At 71.5% G+C, this 12,271-nt stretch carries 11 protein-coding genes and 1 riboswitch; of the genes, 7 read left to right on the top strand and 4 right to left on the bottom strand.

Going from position 1 to position 12,271, the window contains the following annotated elements; all coding sequences use genetic code 11:
- Positions 1–2: 2 nt before the first annotated feature.
- The 3 genes from BLT82_RS31475 (at position 3) to otsB (ending at position 2,624) form a co-directional block, all read left to right on the top strand.
- Complete coding sequence (locus BLT82_RS31475) at positions 3–1,280, top strand: extracellular solute-binding protein (protein WP_093661046.1); 1,278 nt, start codon at positions 3–5, stop codon at positions 1,278–1,280.
- Positions 1,281–1,472: 192 nt separating this feature from the next.
- The gene (locus BLT82_RS31470; RefSeq protein WP_093661044.1) at positions 1,473–1,712 is read left to right on the top strand and encodes a DUF3263 domain-containing protein; all 240 of its coding nucleotides are present in this window, start codon (positions 1,473–1,475) and stop codon (positions 1,710–1,712) included.
- A gap of 60 nt (positions 1,713–1,772) precedes the next feature.
- Positions 1,773–2,624 carry a trehalose-phosphatase gene (otsB, locus tag BLT82_RS31465; protein ID WP_093661042.1) on the top strand — a complete coding sequence of 284 codons (852 nt, stop codon included), beginning with the start codon at positions 1,773–1,775 and terminating at the stop codon, positions 2,622–2,624.
- A gap of 42 nt (positions 2,625–2,666) precedes the next feature.
- Here the strand turns inward: otsB and BLT82_RS31460 are convergent, their stop codons facing one another.
- From BLT82_RS31460 to BLT82_RS31450, 3 genes are all read right to left on the bottom strand, one after another.
- Positions 2,667–4,172, bottom strand: a complete 1,506-nt coding sequence (locus BLT82_RS31460) for an alpha,alpha-trehalose-phosphate synthase (UDP-forming) (protein ID WP_093661040.1) — start codon at positions 4,170–4,172, stop codon at positions 2,667–2,669.
- Positions 4,173–4,362: 190 nt separating this feature from the next.
- Positions 4,363–5,307 (bottom strand): DUF7927 domain-containing protein, encoded by a 945-nt coding sequence (locus BLT82_RS31455; protein WP_093661038.1) that lies wholly within the window; start codon positions 5,305–5,307, stop codon positions 4,363–4,365.
- A 38-nt stretch (positions 5,308–5,345) separates the two neighbouring features.
- Positions 5,346–6,305 carry a glucosyl-3-phosphoglycerate synthase gene (locus BLT82_RS31450; RefSeq protein WP_093661036.1) on the bottom strand — a complete coding sequence of 320 codons (960 nt, stop codon included), beginning with the start codon at positions 6,303–6,305 and terminating at the stop codon, positions 5,346–5,348.
- 118 nt (positions 6,306–6,423) lie between these two features.
- Positions 6,424–6,570, top strand: a riboswitch (SAM riboswitch).
- 17 nt (positions 6,571–6,587) lie between these two features.
- On the opposite strand from BLT82_RS31450, the gene thrC reads away from it, so the two are divergent.
- The 4 genes from thrC to groL all read left to right on the top strand — a co-directional run bounded on the left by thrC (position 6,588) and on the right by groL (position 10,768).
- A complete protein-coding gene (gene thrC, locus BLT82_RS31445) occupies positions 6,588–7,880 on the top strand; it encodes a threonine synthase (RefSeq protein ID WP_208868101.1) in 1,293 nt (430 codons plus the stop codon).
- Complete coding sequence (locus BLT82_RS31440) at positions 7,877–8,152, top strand: MoaD/ThiS family protein (RefSeq protein WP_093661034.1); 276 nt, start codon at positions 7,877–7,879, stop codon at positions 8,150–8,152. Before thrC ends, BLT82_RS31440 begins: the two co-directional genes overlap by 4 nt.
- 440 nt (positions 8,153–8,592) lie before the next feature.
- Positions 8,593–8,796 carry a cold-shock protein gene (locus BLT82_RS31435; protein ID WP_003986833.1) on the top strand — a complete coding sequence of 68 codons (204 nt, stop codon included), beginning with the start codon at positions 8,593–8,595 and terminating at the stop codon, positions 8,794–8,796.
- Positions 8,797–9,145: 349 nt separating this feature from the next.
- Complete coding sequence (gene groL / locus BLT82_RS31430; protein WP_093661032.1) at positions 9,146–10,768, top strand: chaperonin GroEL; 1,623 nt, start codon at positions 9,146–9,148, stop codon at positions 10,766–10,768.
- A 209-nt stretch (positions 10,769–10,977) separates the two neighbouring features.
- Here the strand turns inward: groL and BLT82_RS31425 are convergent.
- On the bottom strand, positions 10,978–12,271 hold a 1,294-nt coding region (locus tag BLT82_RS31425), incomplete at its 5' end, for an ATP-binding SpoIIE family protein phosphatase (RefSeq protein WP_107490285.1).

Raw genomic sequence — 12,271 nt, 5'->3', positions numbered from 1 at the left:
GCGTGCAGCGGCGCTACATCTCTCTGGTGGCGGCGGGGGTCGCACTCGGTACGACGATCGCCCTGACGGGGTGCGGCAACACCGCGGGATCGGACGGTGTGAACCTCCGGCTGGTCGCCGCCGACTACGGGAACGGCGCGGAGAACTCCTCGCAGAAGTACTGGGACGAACTCGCCGACGCGTTCGAGGCGGGCAACCCCGGCATCACGGTCGACGTCGAGGTCCACTCCTGGAAGGACGTCGACCGCAAGGTCGCCGAGATGGTGGCCGAGGGCAACGCTCCGGACATCGCCCAGATCGGCGCGTACGCCGACTATGCCGAGCAGGACCGGCTGTACCCCGTCGACGAGCTCGTCAAGATCCCCACGCAGGCCAACTTCCTGCCGGAGCTGAGCGAGGCGGGCCAGACCGAGCGGGTGCAGTACGGTCTGCCGTTCGCGGCCAGCACGCGACTGCTGTTCTTCAACGAGGAACTGTTCACCGACGCCGGCATCGAGCCCCCGCAGGACTGGTCGCAGCTCCGCGCCGCGGCGGAGCGGCTGAAGGCGCGCGGGGTGAAGTACCCCTTCGCGCTGCCGCTCGGCTCCGAGGAGTCCCAGGCGGAGGCCATGATCTGGATGCTGAGCGGGGGCGGCGGCTACCGCGACCGGAACGGCGGTTCCTACGAGATCGACTCCGAGCGGAACATCGGCACCTTCACCTGGCTGAGGGACAAGCTCGTGGGCCCCGGGCTCACCGGCCCCGTCGCGCCCGGGAAGCTGGACCGCGCCCAGGCCTTCGAGGCGTTCACCCGCGGCGAGGTCGGCATGCTCAGCGGTCATCCCACGCTGATGCAGCGGGCCGAGGAGAAGGGCATCGAGGTCGGCATGGTCCCGATGCCGGGCGTGGACGGCGAGGCCCGGGCCTCGATGGGCGTGGCGGACTGGATGATGGCGTTCCGGCAGAACGGCCACCGCAGGGAGATCGGGCGCTTCCTCGACTTCGCCTACAGCGACGAGAACGTCCTGGAGTTCTCCGACCGCTACGACATCCTGCCGGTGACGGTCAGCGCGAGCGAGGCGATGGCGGCGGACGACGAGCACAAGCGCCTGTGGAAGTTCCTCGAGGCGCTGCCGACGTCCGAGCTGTACCCCTCCGGTGAGGTGTCCTGGGCGAAGGTCAGCGCGAGCGTGAAGCGGAACATCGGCGACGCGGTCGCGCCGAAGGGTGATCCGGCGGCGGTCCTGACCCGGATCGCGAACGACGCGGCGAAGGCGGAGAGCGAAGCGGACAGGCGGTAGCGCGCCGGGCGGCGGTGGCGGGCCGCCGGCTGCTCCGGGCCGGAGCAGGCCCCCGGCTGCCGCGCACGCCGGGCGCGCTCCGACGGCGCCCGGTGGCACGCCTGGCGTGCGCCCGGCGGGCGGGGACCTGGCCGGAATCACCCGTTCGCCGGTGGGCACTGCGCTGTCCGGGGGGACGGTTATGTTGCTGATATGACCGACGACGTCGACGATCTCTCCGTGCGCGACCGCGCCGTGCTCGCCTTCGAGCGGGCGTCGTGGGCCGGGCCCGGTGCCAAGGAGCGGGCGATACGGGAAGAGCTCGGCATCTCGCCGACCCGCTACCACCAGCTCCTCAACGCCCTCCTGGACGACCCGCGCGCTCTCGCCCACGACCCCGTGACGGTGAACCGTCTGCGGCGCGTCCGGGAGGCGCAGCGGGCGCGACGGTGACGCGCGGGGAGATCGCCGTGCGCCGTAGCTGAGCGGGGGCCGCGTCGATAGGGTCGGAGCATGGGCAGCTACTCGCACGCACTGCCGGAACCGACCACCGCCACCGGTCGTGAGGGGCTCGCCGCAGTCCTCGAACGGCCGTCGGAGAGCGTGGTCGCACTGGACTTCGACGGGACGCTGGCGGAGATCGTCCCGGACCCCGAGCAGGCGAGGGCGCATCCCGCGACGGTGCCGGCACTGGCCCGACTGGCGCCGCTGGTGAAGTCGGTCGTCGTGGTGACCGGCAGGCCGGCCGGGGTCGCCGTACGGTACGGCGGGTTCGCCGGTGTCGAAGGGCTGGAGCACCTCGTCGTCCTGGGGCACTACGGCGCCGAGCGGTGGGACGCCGTCAGCGGCACCGTCCACGCCCAGCCCGAGCACCCGGGCGTCGCCGCGGTCCGGGCCGAGCTGCCCGGCCTCCTCGACTCGATGGGGGTCTGGCAGGGCACCTGGATCGAGGAGAAGGGCCGCGCGGTCGCCGTGCACACCCGCCGCGCCGAGGACCCGCGAGCCGCGTTCGAGGCGCTGCGCGAGCCGGTCGCCGATCTGGCCGCGCGTCACGGGCTGATCGTGGAGCCGGGCCGCCTCGTCCTCGAAGTGCGCCCGCCGGGCGTCGACAAGGGCATCGCGCTCGCCGAGTACGTCCGCGAGGTGAGCGCCTCCGCGGTCGTCTACGCGGGCGACGACCTCGGCGATCTGGCCGCCTTCGCCGCCGTGGAGAAGCTCCGCTCGGACGGGGTGCCGGGACTGCTCGTCTGCAGCGGCAGCGAGGTCCCCGAACTCGCCGAGCGCGCCGACCTCCCGCTGCCCGGCCCCGCCGCCGTCGTCGCGTTCCTCGCCGACCTCGCGGACCGCATCGAGCGCCGCGCCTGAGGGCGCGGGGCGCCACGTGCCGCCGGGCCCGCCCGCCCCGTGTCAGTCCGCTTCCGTGATGCCCTCGTCCAGCGCCTCCAGGGCGTGCAGCTGGTCCAGGAACCACTGCTGCGGCGGCAGTGCGGTCGCGGCGGTGGCCAGGCGCTTGCTGCGCTCCGCGCGTTCGGCCTCCGGCATGGACAGCGCCTGGTGGAGGGCGTCGGCCGTGCCCGTCACGTCGTACGGGTTCACCACCAGCGCATCGTCGCCGAGTTCCGCGCATGCGCCGGCCTCGCGGGAGAGCACCAGCGCGCAGCCCGCCTCCGAGACGACCGGGATCTCCTTGGCGACGAGGTTCATCCCGTCGCGGATGGGGTTCACGAGGGCGACGTCCGCCATCCGGTACGCGGCCAGCGAGCGGGCGAAGTCGTCCTTGACGTGCAGGAGCACGGGGGTCCAGTCCGGTGTCCCGTAACGGGCGTTGATCTCCTCCGCGACCCGGGAGACCTCGGCCGTGTAGTCGCGGTAGACGGCCAGGTCCTGCCGCGAGGGGTAGGCGAAGGCGATGTGCACGACCCGCTCGCGCCACTCCGGGTGCTCGTCCAGCAGGGTGCGGTACGCGAGAAGTCCGCGCACGATGTTCTTCGACAGCTCGGTCCGGTCCACCCGCACGATCGTCTTCCGGCGGCCCGGTCCACGCTCCTCGCCGCCGATCTGCTCGCGCAGCGCGGCCATCCGCTCCTCCACGTCCGCCCTCCGCGACCGCTCCCGCAGGAAGTCCGCGTCGGCGCCCAGGCCGTGCACCCCGAGCTCCGTACGCCGGCGGCGGTGCCCCCGCAGCCGGTACTCGAGGCTGGGCGGGCCGTCCTTCGGCCAGTGCGGGTCCACGTCGTGGTCGGCCAGCACCCGGCGGCAGCAGCTCTGGAAGGCGCCGAGCCACCGCTGGGTCAGGAAGCCCAGCCGGTTCGCCCCGAGCATCCCGAGGAGCAACTGCTCGGCGATGTCGTCCGGGAGCATCCGGAAGTAGTCCGGCGGGGCCCACGGAGTGTGCGAGAAGTGGCCGATGCGCAGATCGGGCCGCAGGTCCCGGAGCATGCCCGGTACCAGCGCGAGGTGGTAGTCCTGCACCAGCACGGCCGCGTCCGGGGCCGCCGACTCGGCAAGGGCCTGCGCGAACGCCTGGTTGTACGCCTCGTAGGCCACCCACTGGCGCCGGAACCCGGCGTCGAAGACGGGCTCCAGCGGTGTCTGGTAGAGCATGTGGTGGACGAACCACAGCACCGAGTTCGCGATGCCGTTGTACGCGTCGGCGTGCACGGCGGCGTCGATGTCCAGCATCCGTACGCCCGGTTCGCCGATCCCGCGCCGGACCGCCTCGCGGTCCCCGTCGCCGAGGGCGGAGCACACCCACAGGGCGTCCGTCTCGGGGCCGATGGCCGACAATCCGGACACCAGTCCGCCGCCGCCGCGCCTCGCGTCGAGCGTTCCGTCCTCCCGGAAGGCGTACGAGACGGGGCCCCGGTTGGAGGCGACGAGAACTCGTGCGGCGTGCTCGTGCTCAGAGACCATGTCGCGAAACCTAGCCCTTCCTGCAACCGCTCAAACGTACGGCCGGACTCCGTGGCCGGAGACTGCCGGAGACCGGCCCGCGGCCGTCGGACCGCCGGCCCGGGACCCACCGCGTGCAGTTCCGGCCAGCAGCCGGAGCCCGGCCCGCCGCCCGGGGCCGACGGCCGGGACCGGCGGCGGGCTCACCTGATCAATGGTTGCCCCGGTCGCGCGTCGCCGCGAGCGCGATGGCGCCTGCGGCCGAGAGCGCCAGGGCCACCCCGCCGAGCAGCCAGAGCCGCTCGCTGTCGTGGCCGGCCGCCGCGATCTGGCCGACGGCCCCGCTGCCGCTGCCGCTGCCGCTGCCGTGGCCCGGGGGACCCGCGTGCCCGGCGCCCGCCGCGCTGCCGGGGCCGCCGAGGGCCGGCGGCACACCCGACCCCTCCGGGTGGCCGTCCTCCGCGGTCTCCTCGTCCAGGCCGTCCTCGTGGCCCTGCTCGAGGCTGTCGTCGTGGCTCTCCTCGTCGCCGAAGTCGGACCGCGGAGCCCCGAGCTCCCCGACCTCCTCGGCGACCGGGGTCGCCGCGCACCGGGCGTCCCTGGTGCCGCCGGCGCAGTTGGACCGCGGGGTCTGGACCTCCAGGCCGCCGCCGAGCCGGCCGTCGCCACCGTCGCCGCCGTCCTCGCCCCCGACGGTGACCGAATAGGTGACGGTCGCCGTCCGGCCGGCCGGGATGGCACCGGAGTACGAGAGCACGGGCTCGTCGTACGCGACCCGGCCGAAGGTGGCCCGGGCGTTGCGGTCGTAGACGGCGTCGTCGATGGTGCCGCCGAGATCGTCGGTGAAGCGCACGTCGGGGAGGTCCCGCTCGCCGTTGTTCGTCGCCCTGATGGTGAAGGTGAGGGTGTCCCCGAGGGCGACCCTCTTCGCCGACGCCGTCTTGGTGATCTCCAGATCGGGGGTCGGCGCCGACAGGGCGGAAGCCGCCGGCCCGAAGCCCGTCGTGGCGGCCGCGGCACCCGCTGCGACCGCCAGGGCCCCGGGGAACCGGGACCGATTGCCTCTGCCGCGCCCGCGGCCCGTCGTCCGGCCCCGGCCGGGCACGGCCGGAACCGGACGGAAGACCCGAGCGCCCTCTGATCTTGCATTGCCCATAAGTCCGAAATGTAGACAATCATCCCGGCTGGGCCGTGTTACGCCGCGCCCGTGTTGCGCCGTCCCGCCCGGGTCGCGTACTCGGCGACGTCCGCCATCGGCGGACGCTCCTCCGTGTCCACCGCGTGGGTCCGCGGCACGAACCCGCCCTCGCCGCGCTCGAACTGGGTCAGCGCGGGCCGGACCAAGTGCCCCCGGGAGAGCCGCAGTTGGGCGGTCCGGTAGATCGCCGCCGCCATCCGGCCGAGCGCCTGCCCGTCCTGGTGGCGGTGCAGCCGTACGCCCACGTCCACCTGCGCCAGCGCGTCAAGGCCCACCGTGTGCAGCGCGTCCACCAGCAGGCCCAGCTCCACCCCGTAGCCGACCGGGAACGGCAGCCGCTCCAGCAGCGAACGCCGCGCCGCGTACTCCCCGCCGAGCGGCTGGACGAACCCCGCGAGCTGCGGCCAGTGCAGATTGAGCAGTGGCCGCGCGACCAGCTCGGTCACCCTGCCGCCCTGGCCGGGCGCGTCCCCGAGCGGCCGGTCGTACATCGCCTTGACGAACTGCACGGCCGGGTCGGTCAGCAGCGGGCCGACGATCCCGGAGACGAAGTCCGCGGAGAACTCCTTCAGGTCGGCGTCCACGAAGCAGACGATGTCGCCGCCGGTCGCCAGGAGGGATCGCCAGAGCACCTCGCCCTTGCCGGGCACGGCCGGGAGGCGCGGGAGTATCGCGTCCCGGTGCACCACGCGGGCGCCGGCCCGTGCCGCGACCTCGGCGGTGCGGTCCGTCGACGCCGAGTCGACGACGACCAGCTCGTCCACGAGCGGCACCGCGTCGGTCATCAGTTCGCGCCGGATGACGGTGACGATCTCCCCGACCGTCGCCTCCTCGTTCAGTGCGGGGAGCACCACACTGACGGTGGTGTCCTGCTTGGCGGACAGCAGCCGGTCCAGCGGCCGGTCCGCCACCGACCAGGACCGCCGGGTCAGCCAGCGCTCCACCTCTTCCAGCACGTGATCTCCATCTCGCGGATCGGACGACCATCTCAAGCGTCCGGGGGTTCGGTTACAGTCTTGAACAACGCGGACCGCCGATGCATGTCGGGGTCGCCGCGCGGACACAATCGAATACCGCTCATCCAGAGGGGCAGAGGGACACGGCCCGTTGAAGCCCCGGCAACCCTCCAGCCGATCTCGTCGCGCTCCGCGGCCGAGGCTCACGGCTAGGGAAGGTGCCAATTCCGTCTCGCGGTGAAACGCACCGCGGGGAAGATGAGGAGAAAGGGCCTCGCCTCCATGGCTGTGCAGACCGTTGCCACCACCACCGATTCTGCCGACACCGTCGATCTGGGCCCCGCGTCCGCGCTCGCCTGCCGCGAGTGCGGCGAGCGCTTCGCCCTCGGCCCGATCTTCGCCTGCGAAGCCTGTTTCGGGCCGCTCGAAGTCGCCTACGACCTGCCGAGCGGCGACCCCGAGGACCTGCGCAAGCGGATCGAGAGCGGTCCGGAGAACATCTGGCGCTACGCGCCGCTGCTGCCCGTGCCCGCCGACGTGGCGAGCAAGCCGAATCTGAACCCGGGCTTCACCAAGCTCGTTCAGGCCGACAACCTCGCCCGCGAGCTGGGCGTCACCGGCGGTCTGTGGGTCAAGGACGACTCCGGCAACCCGACCCACTCGTTCAAGGACCGGGTCGTCGCCCAGGCGATCGAGGCCGCCCGCGCCTTCGGCTTCACGACGCTCTCCTGCTCCTCCACCGGCAACCTGGCCGGTGCGGTCGGCGCCGCCGCCGCGCGGGCCGGCTTCCGCTCCTGCGTGTTCATCCCGCACGACCTGGAGCAGGGCAAGGTCGTCATGGCCGCCGTCTACGGGGGCGAGCTGGTCGGCATCGAGGGCAACTACGACGACGTCAACCGCTTCTGCTCCGAGCTCATCGGCGACCCGGCGGGCGAGGGCTGGGGCTTCGTCAACGTCAATCTCCGCCCGTACTACGCCGAGGGCTCCAAGACGCTGGCGTACGAGATCTGCGAGCAGCTCGGCTGGCGGCTGCCGGACCAGATCGTCATCCCCATCGCCTCCGGCTCCCAGCTCACCAAGATCGACAAGGGACTCCAGGAGCTGGTCAAGCTGGGTCTGGTCGAGGACCGGCCCTACAAGATCTTCGGCGCCCAGGCGGAGGGCTGCTCCCCGGTGTCCGCGGCCTTCAAGGCGGGCCACGACGTCGTCAGGCCGCAGAAGCCGGACACCATCGCCAAGTCCCTGGCGATCGGCAACCCGGCGGACGGCCCGTACGTGCTGGACATCTGCCGGCGCACCGGTGGTGCCGTGGAGGACGTCACCGACGAGGAGATCGTGGACGCGATCAAGCTGCTGGCCCGTACCGAGGGCATCTTCACCGAGACCGCGGGCGGCACCACCCTCGGCGTGGCGAGGAAGCTGATCGAGGCCGGGGTGATCGACCCGTCCCTGACCACGGTGGTCGTCAACACGGGTGACGGCCTCAAGACCCTCGACGCGGTGGCCCCGACCACGGGTATGTCCGCAGTCATCCGTCCCAACCTGGACTCCTTCCGAGAGGCTGGTCTCGCATGAGCGTCAACGTCCGCATCCCCACCATCCTCCGCACCTACACGGGCGGGCAGGCCGAGGTCCCGGCCGAGGGCGCCACCCTCGCCGAGGTCATCGCCGACCTGGAGAAGAACCACACGGGCATCGCGGCCCGGGTGCTGGACGACCAGGGCAAGCTGCGCCGGTTCGTGAACGTGTACGTCAACGACGACGACGTGCGCTTCGAGCAGGGCCTGGAGACGGCGACGCCGCACGGCGCCGGAGTGTCGATCATCCCCGCGGTGGCGGGCGGCTGATCGCCACGCAGAGTCAGCAGAAGTGCCCCCTCCGCAAGCTCGCCGGAGGGGGCATTTCCGCATGGTTGACCGCGATAGAGTTGGGGAAGGCCCCTCCATCGCGTGTGCCAGGCGCATATGAGAATGCGTTCGCGCACGACAAGAAACAGCCAAAGTGCTTGAGCATGATGCGCAGTAAGTGCGCTTTGTCCGGCCCGACTTGCCCAAGAATGCTCGCATTTCCTATAAGTCATCCTTTCGGTCCTGCCCGGAATTCTCGTCCGATTGACCTGTTGCAGACGGCAGTTGGACAGATACATTCAGCCGCGGTCGACGCGTTCCGGCGCACGCCCATGGTCCTCCCCGTGCCCCTCCGGGCACCGGGAACGCCGCTGGGTGAGGTCTGACCCGGGTCCGCGAAGTGCGGTCCTGTGCAAGGGCCAGTAATAGGGGAGTTAGGCATGGCTCAGGGCACCGTCAAGTGGTTCAACGCGGAGAAGGGGTATGGCTTCATCGCGGTCGACGGTGGTGCGGATGTTTTCGTCCACTACAGCGCGATCCAGATGGACGGATACCGCACCCTGGAGGAGGGTCAGCGAGTCGAGTTCGAGATCTCGCAGGGCCAGAAGGGGCCGCAGGCGGACATGGTCCGCGTAGCCGGCTGAGCGCCGACTGACTGCAGCAACGTGACGGAGGGTCCGTGCCAGGGGCACGGACCCTCCGCCGTGTCCGGACGCGACTCGCTGAGCCCCGGCGCGTGCCACCGCCGTGACCGGGCCCGCACGCGCCGGACGTCCGGAACGGACGCCCGAGTCGCGGTCGCGCCTTGCACTCGCCGGGTCCGAGTGCTAATCATTGGCGTTAGCACTCTACGAGTGAGAGTGACAACTAAGGACCGGGTCGGTGAGGTCCGCAGGCCGGGTGGGGCAAGGAACCACAAGGCGTGCAGGCCGTCCGTCGCGGGCACCAGCGCGGTCCGGAGCAATCCACCCCAGTCCGGGAGGACCACTTCACATGGCCAAGATCATCGCGTTCGACGAGGAGGCACGGCGCGGTCTCGAGCGCGGGATGAACCAGCTCGCCGACGCCGTCAAGGTCACCCTTGGCCCCAAGGGCCGGAACGTCGTCCTCGAGAAGAAGTGGGGCGCCCCCACGATCACCAACGATGGTGTCTCCATCGCCAAGGAGATCGAGCTCGAGGACCCGTACGAGAAGATCGGCGCCGAGCTGGTCAAGGAAGTCGCCAAGAAGACGGACGACGTCGCCGGTGACGGTACGACCACCGCGACCGTCCTCGCCCAGGCGCTGGTCCGCGAGGGCCTGCGCAACGTGGCGGCCGGTGCCAACCCGATGGCCCTGAAGCGCGGCATCGAGAAGGCCGTCGAGGCCGTCTCCGGTGCGCTGCTCGACCAGGCCAAGGAGGTCGAGACCAAGGAGCAGATCGCCTCCACCGCCTCCATCTCCGCCGCCGACACCCAGATCGGCGAGCTCATCGCCGAGGCGATGGACAAGGTCGGCAAGGAAGGCGTCATCACCGTCGAGGAGTCCCAGACCTTCGGTCTGGAGCTGGAGCTCACCGAGGGTATGCGCTTCGACAAGGGCTACATCTCGGCGTACTTCGCGACCGACATGGAGCGCATGGAGGCCGGCCTCGAGGACCCGTACATCCTCATCTACAACGGCAAGGTCTCCTCGGTGAAGGACCTGCTGCCGCTGCTGGAGAAGGTCATGCAGTCGGGCAAGCCGCTGCTGATCATCGCCGAGGACGTCGAGGGCGAGGCCCTGTCGACCCTGGTCGTCAACAAGATCCGCGGCACCTTCAAGTCCGTCGCCGTCAAGGCCCCGGGCTTCGGCGACCGCCGCAAGGCCATGCTCGGCGACATCGCCATCCTCACCGGTGGCACGGTCATCTCCGAGGAGGTCGGCCTCAAGCTCGAGAACGCGGGCCTGGACCTGCTGGGCCGCGCTCGCAAGGTCGTCATCACCAAGGACGAGACCACGATCGTCGACGGTGCCGGTGACAGCGACCAGGTCCAGGGCCGGGTCAACCAGATCCGCGCCGAGATCGAGAACTCCGACTCGGACTACGACCGCGAGAAGCTGCAGGAGCGCCTCGCGAAGCTGGCCGGCGGCGTGGCCGTCATCAAGGCCGGTGCCGCGACCGAGGTCGAGCTCAAGGAGCGCAAGCACCGCATCGAGGACGCCGTCCGCAACGCGAAGGCGGCCGTCGAGGAGGGCATCGTCGCCGGTGGTGGCGTGGCCCTGCTCCAGGCCTCCCAGGTGTTCGAGAAGCTCGAGCTCGACGGCGACGAGGCCACCGGTGCCGCCGCTGTGAAGCTGGCCCTGGAGGCCCCGCTGAAGCAGATCGCGGTCAACGCCGGCCTCGAGGGCGGCGTCGTGGTGGAGAAGGTGCGCAACCTGACCCCGGGCCACGGCCTGAACGCCGCGACCGGCGAGTACGTCGACCTCATCGCCGAGGGCATCATCGACCCGGCGAAGGTGACCCGTTCCGCGCTGCAGAACGCCGCGTCGATCGCCGCGCTGTTCCTCACCACCGAGGCCGTCATCGCCGACAAGCCGGAGAAGGCCGCCGCGGCCGCTCCGGGCGGCATGCCGGGCGGTGACATGGACTTCTAGATCGACCTGAAGGTTGATCGACCGTCCTGAAACCGAGGGCGGCACCCCTGGATCCAGGGGTGCCGCCCTCGGTCTTTGCGCCCCGGCGGAAGCGCGTGCGCACGGCCCGTGTGCCGGGCAGGGGGCCGCCACGGCGGCCCCGGTCGCAGGGGCACCGCCAGCACCGCCCCGGCGCGTGCGTACGGCCGGGCGTGCCGGGCTGGGACCCGCTACACCGGCCCCAGCAGCAGCGTGAACCACGTCGTCTTGCCGTCGTCCGTCGGCCGCACGCCCCAGCTGCCCGCCAGGGTCTCGACGAGGATCAGGCCCCGCCCCGACTCGTCGTCGGCGGCTGCGAGCCGGGGCTGGGGCAGGTGGTGGCTGTGGTCGCTCACCTCCACGGTGAGCTCGGTGCTGTTGCGCCGGATCAGCAGGCGCACCGGGCCCTGCCCGTGCTGGATCGCGTTGGTGACCACCTCGGACACCAGCAGCTGCGCGTCGTCGGCGACCTGGGCGCAGCCCCAGTCGACCAGGGACTTGGCGAGGAAGGTACGCGCCCGGGACACCGACGCCGGGGTGGCCGGCAACTCCGTCGCAGTCGAGGCCAGCGGGGCCGCCGGCAACTGGGCCAGGAGCAGCGTCACATCGTCGTGGTGGTCCTCGGTGGCGGGCAGGACCGACGACAGGACCTTGTCCACCACCGCCTCCAGGTCGTGCGCCGAGGCGAACGCCGAGTCAAGTGCGTCGATGAGCGCGTCGAGCTGTTCCTCGATGTCTCCCGCCGGTGTCTCTATCAGGCCGTCCGTGAAGAGGATCAGGCTCGACCCGGGAGCCACGGCCACCGTCGTCTGCTGGTGCAGATGTTCTCCCACGCCCAGGGGCACGCTGACCGGCGCGTCCAGGGACCGTACGCCCCCGCCGGGCTCGGCGACGAGAGCCGGCAGATGACCGGCCGAGCAGACGGTCACCTCGCCCGCGTCCGGCGCCACGACCAGATAGCAGCAGGTCACCAGTTGGTCGGGCCCGTCGAGCTCGGCGACGATCGAGTCGAGCGCGTGCATCAGCTGCCGGGGCTGCATCCCGGTCTTGGCGAGGGCGTGCGCCGCGGACCGCAGCTGCCCCATGATCGCGGCCGCCTCCAGGCCCCGCCCCATGACGTCGCCGATCAGGATGCCGACCCGTCCGGCACCGAGGGGCACGAGGTCGAACCAGTCGCCGCCGACGCCCGCGCCCTGGGTGGCGGGCAGATAGCGGCTGGCGGTGTCCAGCCCGGGTACGGCCGGCGGGGTGCCCATCAGGCTGCGCTGCAGGGTCAGTGCGACGTGCCGCTGCTGCTCGTACAGGGCCTGGAAGCGTTCCTCGGCGGCTTTTCGTTCGCTGACGTCGCGGACGGCGGCGGAGACGAGGAGTCCGTCGGCGGTTTCGAGGGGGCTGAGGCTGATCTCGACGGGGAATTCGGTGCCGTCCTTGCGGAGGCCGTGGAGTTCGAGGCCGGCGCCCATGGGGCGGACCTGGCGGTTGTGG

It is taken from the genome of Streptomyces wuyuanensis (genome assembly GCF_900103455.1).
Lineage (GTDB): Bacteria > Actinomycetota > Actinomycetes > Streptomycetales > Streptomycetaceae > Streptomyces > Streptomyces wuyuanensis.
This window is presented reverse-complemented; position numbering and strand designations above follow the sequence as displayed.

Coding starts and splice junctions, on each gene's coding strand:
- thrC (WP_208868101.1), top strand. CDS start 6,588: ATGGCTGTGCAGACCGTTGCCACCACCACCGATTCTGCCGACACCGTC.
- BLT82_RS31440 (WP_093661034.1), top strand. CDS start 7,877: ATGAGCGTCAACGTCCGCATCCCCACCATCCTCCGCACCTACACGGGC.
- otsB (WP_093661042.1), top strand. CDS start 1,773: ATGGGCAGCTACTCGCACGCACTGCCGGAACCGACCACCGCCACCGGT.
- BLT82_RS31455 (WP_093661038.1), bottom strand. CDS start 5,307: ATGGGCAATGCAAGATCAGAGGGCGCTCGGGTCTTCCGTCCGGTTCCG.
- groL (WP_093661032.1), top strand. CDS start 9,146: ATGGCCAAGATCATCGCGTTCGACGAGGAGGCACGGCGCGGTCTCGAG.
- BLT82_RS31470 (WP_093661044.1), top strand. CDS start 1,473: ATGACCGACGACGTCGACGATCTCTCCGTGCGCGACCGCGCCGTGCTC.
- BLT82_RS31435 (WP_003986833.1), top strand. CDS start 8,593: ATGGCTCAGGGCACCGTCAAGTGGTTCAACGCGGAGAAGGGGTATGGC.
- BLT82_RS31460 (WP_093661040.1), bottom strand. CDS start 4,172: ATGGTCTCTGAGCACGAGCACGCCGCACGAGTTCTCGTCGCCTCCAAC.